This is a genomic window from Halodesulfovibrio oceani subsp. galateae, assembly GCF_055397225.1.
Map to the genome: position 1 here is coordinate 1,808,834 of NZ_AP042453.1, position 15,223 is coordinate 1,824,056.

At 43.7% G+C, this 15,223-nt stretch carries 18 protein-coding genes; 7 read left to right on the forward strand and 11 right to left on the reverse strand.

The genetic code is table 11. The features are described from left to right. Positions 1–6: 6 nt before the first annotated feature. The 4 genes from ACZ5V1_RS07980 to ACZ5V1_RS07995 form a co-directional block, all read right to left on the reverse strand. A complete protein-coding gene (locus ACZ5V1_RS07980) occupies positions 7–507 on the reverse strand; it encodes a TRAP transporter small permease (RefSeq protein WP_464391409.1) in 501 nt (166 codons plus the stop codon). A 75-nt stretch (positions 508–582) separates the two neighbouring features. Then, complete coding sequence (locus tag ACZ5V1_RS07985; protein ID WP_464391410.1) at positions 583–1,557, reverse strand: TRAP transporter substrate-binding protein; 975 nt, start codon at positions 1,555–1,557, stop codon at positions 583–585. 200 nt (positions 1,558–1,757) lie between these two features. Beyond that, a complete protein-coding gene (locus ACZ5V1_RS07990; protein WP_464391411.1) occupies positions 1,758–2,525 on the reverse strand; it encodes an acyl-CoA dehydratase activase in 768 nt (255 codons plus the stop codon). Positions 2,526–2,527: 2 nt separating this feature from the next. Then, entirely contained in the window at positions 2,528–3,805 is a 1,278-nt protein-coding gene (locus tag ACZ5V1_RS07995; RefSeq protein WP_464391412.1) for a double-cubane-cluster-containing anaerobic reductase, read from the reverse strand. Positions 3,806–4,201: 396 nt separating this feature from the next. Between ACZ5V1_RS07995 and ACZ5V1_RS08000 the strand changes: the two genes are divergently transcribed. The 3 genes from ACZ5V1_RS08000 (at position 4,202) to glpT (ending at position 6,960) form a co-directional block, all read left to right on the forward strand. Continuing rightward, entirely contained in the window at positions 4,202–4,363 is a 162-nt protein-coding gene (locus ACZ5V1_RS08000) for a thiamine pyrophosphate-binding protein (RefSeq protein WP_464391413.1), read from the forward strand. Position 4,364: 1 nt separating this feature from the next. Then, entirely contained in the window at positions 4,365–4,898 is a 534-nt protein-coding gene (locus ACZ5V1_RS08005; protein ID WP_464391414.1) for a hypothetical protein, read from the forward strand. A gap of 712 nt (positions 4,899–5,610) precedes the next feature. Then, positions 5,611–6,960, forward strand: coding sequence for a glycerol-3-phosphate transporter (gene glpT / locus ACZ5V1_RS08010; RefSeq protein WP_464391415.1), 1,350 nt, complete (start codon positions 5,611–5,613; stop codon positions 6,958–6,960). A 131-nt stretch (positions 6,961–7,091) separates the two neighbouring features. On the opposite strand, the gene pyrR is transcribed toward glpT, so the two are convergent. Beyond that, a complete protein-coding gene (pyrR, locus tag ACZ5V1_RS08015; RefSeq protein ID WP_464391416.1) occupies positions 7,092–7,631 on the reverse strand; it encodes a bifunctional pyr operon transcriptional regulator/uracil phosphoribosyltransferase PyrR in 540 nt (179 codons plus the stop codon). Positions 7,632–8,084: 453 nt separating this feature from the next. Here pyrR and ACZ5V1_RS08020 point away from each other — a divergent pair, with 453 nt between their 5' ends. From ACZ5V1_RS08020 to ACZ5V1_RS08035, 4 genes are all read left to right on the forward strand, one after another. Then, positions 8,085–8,399, forward strand: coding sequence for an IscA/HesB family protein (locus ACZ5V1_RS08020; protein WP_254060442.1), 315 nt, complete (start codon positions 8,085–8,087; stop codon positions 8,397–8,399). Between the two features lie 184 nt (positions 8,400–8,583). After that, a complete protein-coding gene (locus ACZ5V1_RS08025) occupies positions 8,584–8,898 on the forward strand; it encodes an IscA/HesB family protein (RefSeq protein WP_373793635.1) in 315 nt (104 codons plus the stop codon). Positions 8,899–8,970: 72 nt separating this feature from the next. Next, a complete protein-coding gene (locus ACZ5V1_RS08030; protein ID WP_464391417.1) occupies positions 8,971–9,186 on the forward strand; it encodes a hypothetical protein in 216 nt (71 codons plus the stop codon). Between the two features lie 38 nt (positions 9,187–9,224). Next, positions 9,225–9,731: a GNAT family N-acetyltransferase gene (locus ACZ5V1_RS08035; protein ID WP_464391418.1), complete on the forward strand. Its 507-nt coding sequence runs from the start codon at positions 9,225–9,227 to the stop codon at positions 9,729–9,731. Between the two features lie 167 nt (positions 9,732–9,898). Here the strand turns inward: ACZ5V1_RS08035 and ACZ5V1_RS08040 are convergent, their stop codons facing one another. From ACZ5V1_RS08040 to ACZ5V1_RS08065, 6 genes are all read right to left on the reverse strand, one after another. After that, complete coding sequence (locus tag ACZ5V1_RS08040; protein WP_464391419.1) at positions 9,899–10,567, reverse strand: cysteine hydrolase family protein; 669 nt, start codon at positions 10,565–10,567, stop codon at positions 9,899–9,901. A 460-nt stretch (positions 10,568–11,027) separates the two neighbouring features. Then, positions 11,028–12,017 carry a ketol-acid reductoisomerase gene (ilvC, locus tag ACZ5V1_RS08045; RefSeq protein WP_160714392.1) on the reverse strand — a complete coding sequence of 330 codons (990 nt, stop codon included), beginning with the start codon at positions 12,015–12,017 and terminating at the stop codon, positions 11,028–11,030. Positions 12,018–12,126: 109 nt separating this feature from the next. Next, the gene (gene ilvN, locus ACZ5V1_RS08050; RefSeq protein ID WP_160714394.1) at positions 12,127–12,615 is read right to left on the reverse strand and encodes an acetolactate synthase small subunit; all 489 of its coding nucleotides are present in this window, start codon (positions 12,613–12,615) and stop codon (positions 12,127–12,129) included. Between the two features lie 11 nt (positions 12,616–12,626). After that, positions 12,627–14,318 (reverse strand): biosynthetic-type acetolactate synthase large subunit, encoded by a 1,692-nt coding sequence (gene ilvB / locus ACZ5V1_RS08055; RefSeq protein WP_464391420.1) that lies wholly within the window; start codon positions 14,316–14,318, stop codon positions 12,627–12,629. Next, positions 14,319–14,549, reverse strand: a complete 231-nt coding sequence (locus tag ACZ5V1_RS08060) for a DUF465 domain-containing protein (RefSeq protein ID WP_160714398.1) — start codon at positions 14,547–14,549, stop codon at positions 14,319–14,321. 335 nt (positions 14,550–14,884) lie between these two features. Then, positions 14,885–15,190 (reverse strand): YggT family protein, encoded by a 306-nt coding sequence (locus ACZ5V1_RS08065; RefSeq protein ID WP_160714400.1) that lies wholly within the window; start codon positions 15,188–15,190, stop codon positions 14,885–14,887. Between the last annotated feature and the right edge of the window lie 33 nt (positions 15,191–15,223).

Sequence of the window (15,223 nt, forward strand, 5' to 3'; positions counted from 1 at the left end):
GTGCCCCTAGCTCTCTGCTAATTCAGCAGAATTTTTTCCACGTGCGTCAGCTATAATGCGAAGTGTGTCACGCACAGTATAGAGCAGCATCAACACCGCGGAAATCGGGATAATAGCGTACACATAGCTCATAGAAAGCCCCATCCCCGGTGATGTCTGGAAGGACATAATGGATGTCATCTTCCACCCTTGCGTAAACAGCAACCCTATAAAAATGTAACTGCAAATGTTAATAAAGAACTGGAGAACAGTTCCTGAAGGTCGTCCTTTAAGCTTGCTTACAAGCAGGGTTACTGCCAAGTGTCCGCCCTCCCCCATAATGAGTGCAGAACCAAGAAACACTACCCATACAAATAAAAAACGTGCGAGTTCTTCTGACCATTCATATGTATATCCAAATACATAGCGGGTAACTACTTGCATAAAAATTATGCACAGCATTGCACTCATGCAACCTACCGAAACCCAATACAAAACCGTACGGAGACGTTTAAGCAAAGAATCCATCTTTCCTCCTAAATATATCTATACCCCTGCAACGTGGTGTGGTCACAGGGGTACAATGTGTAGGGGACGAGATAACTACTGTAACGCTTCAATTGCGTCTAAGTTATCCTGACCGACTAATGATGCAAACTTTGCATATACTGGTTTTGTTGCTTCTTTAAAAACGCTGCGATCAACTTCGATTACAGATATTTTTCCGGAAGCCTGAATTTTATCCCAGTATGCCTGATCTTTTTCTGCAGAGAAATTACGCTGCCATGCGATTGCTTCTTTAGCACTTTCAAGAATGATGTTCTGCTGATCTTTATCAAGACGGCTCCATGCAGCCATGGAAATCAATACTGGCTCTGGAGAATATGCGTGAGCAGTTTTAGAAGCATATTTCTGAACTTCAAAGAAACGCTTTGTCCAAATATGTGCACTCGGGTTTTCCTGACCATCAACAATTCCCTGCTGCATTGCAGAGTACAATTCGCTGAAAGCCATAGGAGTCGGAGACGCACCGAGAGACTTCATCATTTCAATAAAAACCTTATTGTTCATGACACGAACTTTAAGATCTTTCATTTCTTCCGGAGTATTAACAGGGCGTACGTTGTTGGTAAGGTGACGGATACCATTTTCCATGTACCCAAGCAGTTTAATACCTTTTGGTTCAAGCTGCTTACCAATTTTCATACCAACACTATCGAGGGATTTGTAAGCGTGATCGCGGTTAGCAAAAAGGAAAGGAAGATCAAAAATAGAAATTTGCGGCTGGAACTGACCAAGCACTGCGGTACCGACAAGAGCCATATCGACTGTGCCAAAAACAAGACCTTCAACCAGATCTTTCTGACTACCAAGCTGGGAGGAAGGGAAAACTTCTACTACAATTTCGCCACCGGATTTCTGAGTAACAAGTTCGGCAAACTTAGTTGCACCTTGTCCGTACGGATGAACGGGTTCAGCAATATGCCCTAATTTAAGGACAGTTTTTGCCTGAGCAGAAGCAGCACCGAACATACACACAAGCGCAAAGACCATAACTAAACAGCGTAAAATCTTCATAGTAGTCTCCATGTTTTTTATGAATATCTAGCACGCTGCAAAAATCTAACGCAATATTGTGTTCTTTTGTTGATAGTTTAGTTCATAATGTTCACGAAAATGTCATTTTCGGTTTTCATGAAAAAATCCCTGTGACTTTACGTTCACAGGGATTTTTCATTTCAATATGGATTTAGCTTAAAATATTTTTTAGATGCCTATCAACCATTGTAACACTTCTCCGCCCACAGGCTCGCTCCAAAGGCACCGCACATGTCCGGCTCTTCAGCAACACAGATCGTTTCTTTTTTTCCAAAGTTTTCATGCAGTAGCTTACGAATGCATCCATTATTCGCCACACCACCAGAAAAAACCAAAGGAAAAACAAGACCGACCCGTTTCAACATCGTGCTTGTCCGCCGAACAACGGACGCATGCAATGCCAATGCAATATCCTCAGGTCGAACACCTTGCGCCATCAGTGAGGTAGCTTCTGTTTCGGCAAAGACTGTGCACATGCTGTTAATCAGCGGTGGATTACTTCCTTGCAATGCATATGCACCGAATTCTTCAATCTCCACCTGAAAAACATTCGCGGTATACTCTAAAAATTTACCCGTACCCGCAGCGCAACGGTCATTCATCTCAAACCGAACAATACCACCCTTGGCATTTAGCGAAATGGCCTTTGTATCCTGCCCGCCAATATCCAAAACAGTGCACGCTTCTGGAAACAACGCATGAGCACCTAAAGCATGAGCCTTAATTTCCGTTATTGCACCAACTTGATACGGTAATTCAAGAGTCTTAATTAACTCCCGCCCATATCCTGTTGCCACTAAGCAGTCAGGAGAATGCCCTTTAAGGAGCTTTTTACACTGCTCTAAGGGCGAAAACGTTGTGGGCAGCTGAGCACGGTGTACAACGTCGCCATCCTTCTGCAACACAAACTCCGTAGACCGCGAGCCTATATCTATTCCACCGAACATATCTAGTCTAACATCTCAACAAATGCTTCCACTCGTGTCTTCAGCTGCTCTACATCTTCCATGCTGTAGCCGGTTTCCACACTCAGCATCGGAATGCCTTTCTGGGACAACACGTCCTGTAACTTAATTGCCTCATGTGCATACGGCTGACAGAATGACAATGCATAGTGAACCACACCATCTGCATTTAATTCTTTAGCCATATTTTCCACATTAACCATACGTTCTTCATTCGGGGTAAAACATGCACAGTCAATTTTCATATAACGATCTACAAGCGCATCAACCATTCCTTCGATGGTGTCGACAGATTCATCAACAAGATCACGAATATTTCGGGAACCAATGCAAGATTCTTCGCCCACGATAACAGCATTAGAACTTTCCATTACATATGGTAATTTCCAGTTCGGCACTGCCATTGGACAGCCGGAAAGCAACAGGCGTTTTGTACCTGTAGGAACAACTCCATCGCCTTGTGCAATACGTTCTTCAATCTGGTCACAAAGAGCATTAATGGACTGTGTGAATCGTTCCGGGTCATCATAAAATGATACCTGATTAATAAGTAAAGCATCACGGCCGGAAATAGGTGCAGGATCTGCCGCTCTCAATCCTGAAAGCCTCTGGAGCGCCCTACGCTTCTCATTCACAATGAAAATAGACTTTCGTAAATTTTCCACTGTAATTTCTACGCCGGTCATTTCTTCCAATGCTTCTTTGTATCGAAGGACTTCAGATTTAAAGAGCTGCTTCGCATCCGCTGTTTTTGTCTGCGGAACTTCCATCACATGCATCGGCACAAGCTTTCCGAATGCTTCGTATGCTTTTTTCTTTCCGTCACAAGTTGTTTCACCAACAACAAGATCACACGATTCAGTATACGGACAAATACGAGCAAGCTTGAATCCGATAAAGGATTTAATAAGTGCACAGGTATTACGCGGTACAATCTTTTCTGCTTCGTCTGTACCGGCATCTGCACCGGAACAAAGCCCCACATGAATGGCATTAGCGGCAAGCGTCAGCTCTTCTGGAACAAACACGCAAAAAGTACCAATGACTTTCTTTCCATTCGCTTTTGCATCCTGAATCTCTTTAATCCGTAATCCATGGACTTCTGAAAGAACAAAGTCCAAATACTCCATACCCTTCAATCGATTTTCCTGTGAAAGGTAAATATCCCCGTAAAGTTTCCCCAGAACCTCCAATAAACCATCGTGTGCAGAAATATCTAAATTTAAATTTTCCCACATTTCTTTATGTGCAGAGTCACTCATCATAACCTCCTAAAATTGAAATGATTATGTATACACATACGACATGGGATTAACAAATTGATAAAAGCTATTCGTTCACAGAGTGTAGATCGAAAAACTTAATACTTCGGCCACCTACAATATATTTACTTGATCATTGTCTCCTCTCACCCCTCTTTTCCGAACCTTCTGTCTACAGTTCACAGTTCACAGTTCAAAAATAAAGCACGTCACCCGCACGCATCGCCCCCGCAACCTTACTGATTAATCAAAATAGAAACCCTGTAATTCTGATAAAATGAAATGCACTGCTACGGCGCATTACGATGTAAAAAGTCCACTCATTTTTAATATAGAAGAAGAACATGAAAATCACAGTATCAGACTACATATTCTACAGACTATAAGGAACTCCGTGTGGACACCGTATTCGGAATCCCTGGAAACTACGTACTTCCTTTCTTCGACAGCCTGCTGGATGGAAACCATGGCATAAAGCACGTTGGAACGTGCAATGAGTTAAATGCTGCATACTGTGCTGCAATGCACGAGAATCTGCACACAAACACCACGGACTGATATGAATATACTCACAAGGCTAGGACAAAAAGGTAAAGATAACGCCGCCCTTCGAAGATGGCTTAAACTGCTCCATGTTCTCGCAGCAGCACTATGGGGCGGCGGTTCAACATCAGTCATCATTGTTGTGTGTATGTTCCATCCCGAGAATCATGCTGAATTGTACGCAAAATATATGTGTCTGTTCTACATAGATTTTTTTGTTATCGGAGCAGGTGCAACAGGCTGTTTTTTCACAGGAATCATCTATTCTTACTACACATCATGGGGCTTTTTTAAGCATTGGTGGATTACCATCAAATGGGTGTTACTCATTATCTATATGGCTGTCGGTACACTCTGGTTTATACCGTGGCTCTCAAGAGCAATTGATAGCGCGAAATCAAAGCCACCACTTTCACCGGTGGCTGGCGAAACCCTTCAAACTATTATTCTGCACAACACCATTACTGTCGTACATCTTTGCCTTGTTATACTGATAATGGTGCTTTCCGTTAAAAAGCCATTTGGGAAAATACTCCGCTCCAAAAATTAGCTTCCTTCTACACGAACAAAAAACTCGGCAAATTCACTGAATACACTTCAGAAAATTTGCCGAGTTTTTTTGCGCCTTTTTTCGACCAATGTGCTTTTCTATTACAAGAAGCAACCTAATTTCACCCAAATAACCAAAAAATTATGTTCAAAAGCTTCATCACTAAGAAAGAATACACACGATACGTATATGAATAAGTTTTAAGGAAATAGAGGTTACAATGAGTCACTTATAAATCTAACTGTAACAATAAAAAACTACAGCCACACTCCTCGTGCAGAGTGAAATTCAATACTCAGCGCATCATTTACTATCACAGCAGGATATAAAACCTATTCCTACAATGACACCTAAGCAAAATTGAAAAATTTGAATTAGATTTAAGCAAAACAATCCTCTTTGCATCTAACAACAATACAAAAGAAACCGTTTTCACTACATCAATACAGAAGTATGACACATACCAATACAACTTTACCTTGTTTTTCCTCTATATTCTTTGAACACCATACGCGATGTATCCGGTTACACATCTTTTGTGAAAAATTAAATGTTACAGCAATGTGACAAACTGTTGACAAAAGCGTTGCACCATCGGTTTTTTTTTAGTAGCTCCTCTTCTGCATTGATATAAAATTCTAATGCACACTTTAGTTGCCAACTATTGTTAATTAATTGCTGCTCTATAACTTTAACTAAGTGGAGAGAGAGGATGATTGGTATCTTCAAGCCGGCACCGCACATTGAACGAGTGCCTGAAGAGCGAATCGATGAAGAATACAAAAGAAACAAAATGAAAGTTTTCCTTGGTATTTTCATTGGTTACGCCGCGTACTACCTTGTGCGCAAAAACTTTGCCCTTGCAATTCCAGATATTCTTAAAGAATACCCGCAGTATTCTAAAGCGATGCTCGGTACTGCAATGACAGGTCTGTCTATTGCATACGGTGTATCTAAATTCATCATGGGTTCTATTTCTGACAGAAGTAACCCAAAATATTTTCTCCCATGTGGCCTGCTTCTTTCCTGTGCCATTCTCGCCTTTACCGGCCTGAACAAATGGGTATTTGAAAGTGTAACATTGCTTATAGTACTTATGACTCTGAACGGCTGGGTTCAGGGCATGGGCTGGCCTCCTTGCGGCAAGACAATGGTTCACTGGTACTCCACCAAAGAGCGCGGCATGACCGTTGCTGTTTGGAACGTTGCTCACAACATCGGTGGCGCTCTTGTTGCCAACCTCGCCTTCCTTGGTGTTATGATGTTCAACGACTGGGGCGCAAAATTTTACTTCAACGCATTTATCGCAGCAGGTCTTGCATTCGTTGTATTCCTTCTCCTGCGTGACACTCCACAGTCTTGTGGTCTTCCAAGTGTTGAAGAATACCGTGACGACTACCCTGAAGGCTACGATGCTAAGAAACATGAAGAAACTTTTACTTTTAAAGAGATTTTCTTCGAACATATTCTTACCAACAAATACCTCTGGGCAATCGCTATTGCTAACGCATTCTGCTACTTCGTGCGTTACGGCGTAGTTGACTGGATTCCTACATACCTGCAGGAAGTTAAAGGGTACTCCTTTAAAGAATCTTCCATTGCATGGTCACTCTTCGAATACGCTGCTATCCCTGGTACACTCGTGTGTGGTTGGATGTCCGACAAAATCTTTAAGGGCAAACGTGCTCCTGCAACAATGCTCTTCATGTCACTGACTTTAGTTTTTGTTGTTGTATACTGGTTCAACCTCAGCGGTCCTAAATGGATCGATTATGTTGCACTCGTTGCTATCGGCTTCCTCGTATACGGCCCGATCATGATCATCGGCCTTCACGCTCTCGACCTCGTTCCTAAGAAAGCTGCTGGTACTGCTGCTGGCTTTACCGGTTTCTTCGGCTACGTATTCGGTTCTGCAATCGCAGGTTCCGGTGTAGGTTGGATTGCTGACAACTTCGAATGGCGCGGTGTATTCATCACCATGGTAGCATGTTGTGTGCTTACCATTATCTTCAGCGCATTCACCCTTGGTCACAAAGCTGAGTCTAACGGCGCAGAAAAATAGTTTGTGACAACATGAAGCCCTTCTCTGTAATTGCTGACAGAAAGGCACAGTAGAAAACAAAAAGCCCCGTTTCATAATGAAACGGGGCTTTTTTATTCGTTCTGCAATCGAGAACAGCTGCGTGCTAAATACTACTCAGCATGCTTAAGCAAAACTTCATCTCGACCATCAATCTCTTCAATCAATACATCGACCTGTTCAGTACGCGCAGTTGCAATCTGCTTGCCCACATAATTAGCTTGAATAGGGAGCTCACGATGTCCACGATCTACAAGTACCATCAATTCAATACGGCTTGGACGTCCGTAATCCAGCACTGCTTCCAGCGCTGCACGAATGGTTCGGCCTGTAAACAACACATCGTCTACTAACAGCAGAGTCTTACCATCAACGCCCGCAGGAATATCAGTCTTATTGATCATTGGCTGAACATCCAACGTCGTCCAGTCATCACGATATAAGTTAATATCCAGTGAACCGAACTTCACGGTTTTACCCAGCTGCTCTTTCAGAACAGTACGAAGCCGTGCTGCAATATCAACGCCCCTTCTCTGGATACCGACCAGAACAAGGTCTTCGCACTCGCCGTGATTTTCTATTACCTGAAACGCAAGGCGGTCGATTGTGCGCCGCACTTCGTCTTCAGTCATAACAGTTTTAACGTTTCCCATATTTATGTCCTTTGCTCTGCTTTTTTCCACGAGGAACTAATACCGTGCATAATATCTTTTTTCTTTCATAAAAGAAACATCATCTACGTGCATTCTGTGACCTATGTCATGGGAGTTTTATCGTTTTTTTATTATCAATGGCTACCGGTTGACTTTAAGTGCCACGAACTTACTTATTGAATCCTAAGCAGTTGACAACCGGAACGGTACCCTTTTGAACTAGTACATTCGTAGCGGTTACTAAAAGCCTTGTCTGTGGTACTATGAGATACTGAAAATCGACTCACCAGCCTACCCGTTTGGGAAGGCTTCGAAAACACAGCAAGGTATGCTTAAACACCCGTAGAGAGCCAGACTTAACACATCTGAAACTCTGATACGCGGGCTCCATTTCTATTGACAAAGCTAATAACTGTCTTTACTTGATATGAACAACCTAGTGGAGGAAATTCAATGTTTACATTGACTGAAAACGCCCATAAAGAACTTGCGGCGTACTTTGCAGATAAGGACAAATCTCCTATCCGCATCTATCTGGCTCCGGGCGGCTGAAGCGGCCCAAAATTGGCATTGGCTCTGGATGAGCCAAACGAAGAAGATTCCGTATTTGAAGAGAAAGATTTCACTTTCTGCATCAATAAAGACCTCATTGAAAAGTCTGGTAAAATTACCATCGACCTTTCTTACATGGGCTTTGTTGTAGAGTCTGAGAACCCTCTTGGCGGCGGCAGCTCTTGCGGCAGTTGCTCCAGTGGTTCTTGTGGCTAGACGAGCTTAGCTTATTAAAGGCGACTTCATTTTTGAAGCCGCCTTTTTTTGTGCCTTATCTATAAAAAGAACTGATAGTAACAAGGAGAAGTTTCGAGACTTATCTATCTGTTACACATCTGTTTGACTTTTTTCCGCCCTGACAGGTATGCTTCTCCATATAAAACTCGGAGGAACACACACTATGTTCACAGTAACTAACGACGCTCGAAAATCACTCGATGCACATTTTGAAGATAGAGAACTTGCATCCATACGTATATACCTTGCACCCGGCGGTTGTAGCGGCCCAAACCTTGCGCTAGCAATGGATGAGCCTAACGACGACGACACAGTTCTTCCTGCTGATCCATACACTTTTTGTATCAACAAGGAACTGCTCGACAAAACAGGTGCTCTTACTGTAGACATCCGCTACGAGGGCTTTGTAATTGAGTCCGCAAATCCACTTGGTGGTGGCGGAGGCTGCAGCGGTTGTGGCGGCGGTTGCAGCAGCTAGTCTGATAGGTAAAAATAACCAAAGCGGCTTCGTAAGAAGCCGCTTTTTTTTATACGCATAGGAGTATCTACCATGACATTCAAAGAGTCTGTATTGTACGCAATTAAAATTGCACACAAAGAAAAGAAAGAATTTGTGGTAGGCAAAGAAGATGGCCGATGGGAAGTGCTTGAACTTGCAAATCCCCGCTCTGATCAAATGTCACCAAGCATTATTGTTACGGGTAAAGGCATCAAGTACCCGGACGATGAATATCTTTATGCCCAACTCATTGAAGAAGGTGCATAGTTACTTTTTCCCAATATACAGAAAAAGATATCTCAAACATGTTCCCAACTACGGTTACTGGCGAAACATACCTAGGGCAACGAATGAATATCCGCTCATATAAAGAATCAGACGCCATGGAACTAGCAAATCTTTTCCATGATTCTGTCCATGCCATCTCAACTGAAGTTTACTCAGAAGAAGAAAAAGAAGCGTGGGCGCCGACACCACCTGACTATTCAGCTTGGAAGTCTAGGCTAACAAAAAAGCAACCGTTTGTAGCTAGTAAGCAAAACGTACTAGTAGGCTTCATCGAACTTGAAGAAGATGGTCATATTGATTGCCTGTATGTACATAAAGATTATCAAGGGTTAGGCATTGGAAGCCGATTATTGGAACATCTTATTCAAAAAGCTCATGGAAGGGGCATAACTTCCTTCTATGTTGAAGTAAGTAAGGTTGCCGTACCACTTTTTGAAAAATTTGGCTTTCGCTATAAAAGTACCAATAAGATGACTCTTAGAGGGCAAACATTAATCAACTACAATATGACCTTACAACGTTAGCTCCGTGCTCACTTTTTTGTCATAGATAGCCCGCCCCGTGTGCCCAACATCTTCATATTTCAGAAACAGTCGATAACCACCTTTCTTCATAAAAAAGTCGATCTCCTCTACACGAGAATGCCGACTTAACGTTTTTTAGTGTCGTTCTCTAGCCGCTCTATTCTAGACTAACTGACTGCTTTCTCACACATCAAAGCCAACCAGTCAGAACAGTCACACACACCACATTGAATTTTTGTAAGATCTGCTTCGCCGTCTGGATGTATTCCGGCGATTGCATCACGCAGAGCAACAGTACGGTAATCACGGGCTGTTGCCTCATAAATTGTGGTGCGAACACAGTTTGCAAACCAAGTTCCAGCAATTACAGCTGTAGTAACGCCTCGTTCTCGCAACATCGCATCAAGTTGGGTTTCATAAAAACAACCCCAACGTGGTTTATATAAAATTTGTTCATTCTTTGAGATAAACTGCGATTCACCAGTCAAAAGCAATTCACCGTCTGCAACGACACCTTCAGGGATTATCTCAGCCACCGGCTGCATCCCATCTGTCCCCGCTAGGACCAGTTGTAAGCCGTTCTCTATTGCTTCACGTCGACTCACATCTACTTTAACAGCATTATCTTTAGCAGAGTAAACTCGAACCACATGAATAATAGGTAGATCGTGCTCGCGATAATATTGCACCATCTTGCCTGTCATAGTTGCAGCACGCGCTGCCCCCACACCTTCCGCTGGTGCTCCGGGGAGGACAAAGTCATTTTGTAAATCAATAGTAATAAGTGCGCTACGCTTTGGCTCTGGACGAGTATATTTTGAAAAATGACTAAACATTATGGCAACATCCTTACCTAGACTTCAATTAAAACGGACATAAAACATCTTCCGAAACAACTTCAGAAAAGATAATTTTTCCAATCTGTTCAGTCAAGAAAAGCGATACTTAATCAATACAATGCGAATCTTTTGCGAAGGTGATCCAAAAGCAAGGCATGTTACCTCGTTAAGAAGATCATACCCCATCGTTAGCAGATGGCGGTTAGCAGATGGCGGTTAGCAGATGGCGGTTAGCAGATGGCGGTTAGCAGATGGCGGTTAGCAGATGGCGGTTAGCAGATGGCGGTTAGCAGATGGCGGTTAGCAGATGGCGGTTAGCAGATGGCGGTTAGCAGATGGCGGTTAGCAGATGGCGGTTAGCAGATGGCGGTTAGCAGATGGCGGTTAGCAGATGGCGGTTAGCAGATGGCATAAAAAAAGCCGCACGAGGTGCGGCTTTTTTTTATTATAAGACTGCTTATTTCTGAAGCCAAGGCATCATGCCACGCAGGCGTCCGCCAACTTCTTCGATCTGATGAGCAGCTTCGATACGACGAGTAGCAGAGAAGAATGGGTAGTTTGCCTGAGACTCAAGAATGAAGTCACGTGCAAAACGACCCTGTTGGATATCTTCCAGAACTCGTTTCATTTCTTTTTTGGTTTCCTCGGTGATAATGCGAGGGCCTGTTACATAATCACCATACTCTGCAGTATCAGAGATGGAGTTGCGCATGTTGGCAAGACCACCTTCATACAACAGGTCTACGATCAGTTTTGTCTCGTGCAGACACTCAAAGTAAGCGATTTCTGGCTGGTAGCCAGCTTCGCAAAGAGTTTCAAAACCAGCTTTAATAAGTGCGGAAATACCGCCACAAAGAACAGCCTGTTCACCAAAGAGGTCAGTTTCTGTCTCTTCAGCAAAAGTTGTTTCGATAATGCCGGAACGTGCGCCGCCAATGCCTTCAGCGTAAGCTAAAGCCTTCTCCTGTGCTTTGCCTGATGCGTCTTGGTGGACTGCAAACAAACAAGGAACGCCACCACCCTCGGTGTAGGTACGGCGTACGAGATGGCCTGGGCCTTTAGGGGCAACCATGAAAACATCAACGTCTTTCGGGGCTACGATCTGAGCAAAATGAATATTAAAGCCATGTGCAAAGACAAGTGAGTTACCAGCTTTGAGGTTCGGCTTAATGTCGTTCTCAAAGACAGTAGACTGGTACTGATCCGGGAGTAGAATCATGATGATATCTGCCTGTGCAGATGCATCTGCAGCAGACATCGGCTCAAAGCCGTCAGATTTTGCTAAGTCATAGTTTGCTCCGCCAGGGCGCTGCCCGACAACAACATTAATACCAGACTCGCGAAGGTTCTGAGCATGTGCATGCCCCTGGCTACCGTAGCCAATGATTGCTACAGTCTGATCTTTCAGGAGTTCCAAGTTGGTGTCCTGTTCGTAATAAACCTTCATCTCCACTCCCTGCCGTGCTTTACACGGAACATACGTTTAGGTTGTAGTTATATATAAAAACCCCCGCCTGAGGAAAATCACAAGCGGGGGCATGCCAAGCGAATGATTCTTATTTTTCAGGTTGCATGGAGCGTCGTAGTGCGACGGTACCAGTGCGTGCGATTTCTTTAATGCCAAAACGGTCTAGTAGTGCAATGACAGCCTCTACTTTACCATGATCGCCAATGACTTCCAGCGTTAGTTCATCTAGGCTGACATCAACGACTTTGCATCTAAAAATATCTACAATACGTAGAATTTCTGCGCGGCTAGATTCAGTTGCATTGAGTTTAATCAACGCCATCTCGCGCTCTACAGTTGTGCTGTCCTGCATATCAGTCACTTTAATGACTGTAACAAGCTTGCGCAATTGCTTAACAATTTGCTCAATAATCTGCTGATCACCGCGTGTTACAACGGTCATCAAAGATACACCCTCTTCAAGTACTGGTGCTACATTCAGAGAATCGAGGTTAAAACCACGTCCACTGAACAAGCCGGAAATACGGGATAAAACGCCCGGTTCGTTTTCTACAAGTACGGATAATACATGTCTCATAACGCTATCCCCTACACCAGCAACATTTCTTCAAGAGAGGCTCCAGCAGGAACCATTGGGTACACATTCTCTTCTGCCTCTACACGCACATCCACAATACATGGAAGTGGTGATTCAAAAGCAGCTTTCAGCGTTTCTTTCAGTTTAGCAGGGTCAGTTACTCTGTACCCTTCCGCACCGTACGCTTCAGCAAGCTTAACAAAATCAGGCTGTGCATCCATGCATGTTGAACAGTAGTTTCTATCATAGAACAGTTCTTGCCACTGGCGAACCATTCCGAGGAAACAGTTATTCAACACAACAATTTTAACTGGCAATTTATGGCTTACAGCAGTCATAAGCTCCTGACTATTCATCTGAATAGACCCGTCACCAGCAATATCAATTACCAGTTTATCAGGGAAGGCCATCTGTGCACCAATGGCAGCAGGAAAACCATACCCCATTGTTCCAAGACCGCCTGATGTCAGCAAAGTTCTCGGCTGACGGAACTGATAGAACTGTGCTGTCCACATCTGGTTCTGCCCAACTTCAGTACTGATGATGGCATCACCTTTGGTCAGCTCAAAAATCGTTTCAACAACATGCTGCGGCTTCAAAGAGTCCTCTTTGTGGTATCGCACTGGGTGCGTATCAGCCCACTCTTTGATCTGCTCATTCCAATCGTGATACTGAGCCGCCCAATCAACATCGGCGAATTCTGTCTGCTGAACCTTAACAAGACCCTGCAAAGCAAGTTTGCAGTCCCCTACTATCGGTACTTCAACTTCAACATTTTTCCGAATGGATGTCGGGTCAATATCAATATGAATAATCTTTGCCGCTGCCGCGAACGAAGAAAGTTTACCTGTAACCCTGTCATCAAAGCGTGCTCCCACAGCTAAGATAACATCTGCATTACTCACAGCCTTGTTCGCTGGGTACGTGCCGTGCATGCCGACCATACCAAGCCACAACGGATCATCTCCCGGAAACGCGCCTAACCCCATAAGGGTACCTGTTACCGGCACCTGCATTGAGCGAGCAAGTGTTCCCAATTCTTCAGCAGAATTAGAGGAAATAACGCCGCCACCAGCAAAAATTAACGGACGTTTTGCTTCGCTTAAAAGCTCAATTGCCCGTCGAACCTGGTTGTTGTTCGGCTTATACGTTGGGTTATAACTACGCATCTTAATACGTTCCGGATAATGGAACGCGTGCATCTGGTTCTGAACATCCTTTGGAATGTCAACGAGAACTGGTCCCGGTCTACCGGAACGAGCCACGTGAAATGCTTCCTTGATAGTTGCTGCAAGTTGAGACACGTCTTGCACCAAGTAGTTATGCTTGGTGCAAGGACGTGTTATTCCTACAATATCAACCTCTTGGAAAGCATCGTTTCCAATAAGAGGAGTTGGAACCTGACCTGTTAGAACCACTAACGGAATAGAGTCAGCATACGCAGTTGCAATACCGGTAACAGTGTTTGTTGCTCCCGGTCCTGATGTTACAAGGCATACACCGACTTTGCCGGTAGCTCTTGCAAATCCATCAGCTGCGTGTACTGCACCCTGTTCGTGGCGAACCAGCACGTGTTTCAAATCGTGGTGATTGGACAGTTCGTGATAAATATCAAGAACCGCACCGCCCGGATACCCGAAGAGAACGTCAACATTCTCTTTTTTTAAACTTTCTAACAGGATTCTGGCCCCAGAATACTCCATTTACATCTCCAATTCCCTGTATCGATCAAGCATTATTTGAATCTTAGTTTTACCGTCTAATTTCTGTTTCTTAAGCTCACGCAAAGAAACTTTTTCTTGTGAGGTTAAAATTGATTTGCTCTCAAGTTGATCTAACTGCTTTTCAAATAAGACGTGCTCATCCCAAAGCGCCTTGAGGGTATCATCATGGGGCAAGTGTTTCTCGAGTAATTCTACGTCACGTACTTCCATGATTGCTTCTCCTTTTTTGGAGGTTATCGGTAGCTTTCTTGGTTAAAAACTACCCATAGGGATCGAATACCGTCACATCACGCGTAACGGGATTCATTTATATTGTCAGAGTGTAAGGACACTCGTAACAGCATTCTCCAAGCGTTACTTTTGAGCTTTTTTTTGTGCTTAATCGATTTTGTAGGTTAATTTTTCTACTTTTTCCAACTCTCCTGCTGCGAATATTCGTCAGGTTTTTACATCCTGCTGCCTTCATGGTGATAAAGCAGCCTCTTTTTTCGTCTCCAACCACGTCGCTGTCAGGCGCGTGGTTGGCTCTGACAGAGACTGCCAGGCTAGTGAATAGCTCCGGCAAGTTGGTACATGGAACGGATAACAAAAATCTGTACAAACTGAATTGCAAGCAACAATACAACGGGAGATAGATCTAGCCCGTTGAAATAGGTAAACGGCAACCACTTACGAATGCGGTAAAATGCCGGTTCTGTAAGGTTATGTAACATACGCACGATTGGGTTGTACGGATCAGGATTGACCCATGATAGAAGTGCAGAAATGATAACGACCCAAAAATATATACTTAAGACTGCATTTAAAACTTCAGCAATCCCTACTATAAAATTCATAGCAACAATCTCCATTAAGCCTCCGGTTACACGTCCGAGATAAAGTAC

Coding starts and splice junctions, on each gene's coding strand:
- ACZ5V1_RS07980 (WP_464391409.1), bottom strand. CDS start 507: ATGGATTCTTTGCTTAAACGTCTCCGTACGGTTTTGTATTGGGTTTCG.
- ACZ5V1_RS07985 (WP_464391410.1), bottom strand. CDS start 1,557: ATGAAGATTTTACGCTGTTTAGTTATGGTCTTTGCGCTTGTGTGTATG.
- ACZ5V1_RS07990 (WP_464391411.1), bottom strand. CDS start 2,525: ATGTTCGGTGGAATAGATATAGGCTCGCGGTCTACGGAGTTTGTGTTG.
- ACZ5V1_RS07995 (WP_464391412.1), bottom strand. CDS start 3,805: ATGAGTGACTCTGCACATAAAGAAATGTGGGAAAATTTAAATTTAGAT.
- ACZ5V1_RS08005 (WP_464391414.1), top strand. CDS start 4,365: ATGAATATACTCACAAGGCTAGGACAAAAAGGTAAAGATAACGCCGCC.
- glpT (WP_464391415.1), top strand. CDS start 5,611: ATGATTGGTATCTTCAAGCCGGCACCGCACATTGAACGAGTGCCTGAA.
- pyrR (WP_464391416.1), bottom strand. CDS start 7,631: ATGGGAAACGTTAAAACTGTTATGACTGAAGACGAAGTGCGGCGCACA.
- ACZ5V1_RS08025 (WP_373793635.1), top strand. CDS start 8,584: ATGTTCACAGTAACTAACGACGCTCGAAAATCACTCGATGCACATTTT.
- ACZ5V1_RS08030 (WP_464391417.1), top strand. CDS start 8,971: ATGACATTCAAAGAGTCTGTATTGTACGCAATTAAAATTGCACACAAA.
- ACZ5V1_RS08035 (WP_464391418.1), top strand. CDS start 9,225: ATGTTCCCAACTACGGTTACTGGCGAAACATACCTAGGGCAACGAATG.
- ACZ5V1_RS08040 (WP_464391419.1), bottom strand. CDS start 10,567: ATGTTTAGTCATTTTTCAAAATATACTCGTCCAGAGCCAAAGCGTAGC.
- ilvC (WP_160714392.1), bottom strand. CDS start 12,017: ATGAAGGTTTATTACGAACAGGACACCAACTTGGAACTCCTGAAAGAT.
- ilvN (WP_160714394.1), bottom strand. CDS start 12,615: ATGAGACATGTATTATCCGTACTTGTAGAAAACGAACCGGGCGTTTTA.
- ilvB (WP_464391420.1), bottom strand. CDS start 14,318: ATGGAGTATTCTGGGGCCAGAATCCTGTTAGAAAGTTTAAAAAAAGAG.
- ACZ5V1_RS08060 (WP_160714398.1), bottom strand. CDS start 14,549: ATGGAAGTACGTGACGTAGAATTACTCGAGAAACACTTGCCCCATGAT.
- ACZ5V1_RS08065 (WP_160714400.1), bottom strand. CDS start 15,190: ATGGAGATTGTTGCTATGAATTTTATAGTAGGGATTGCTGAAGTTTTA.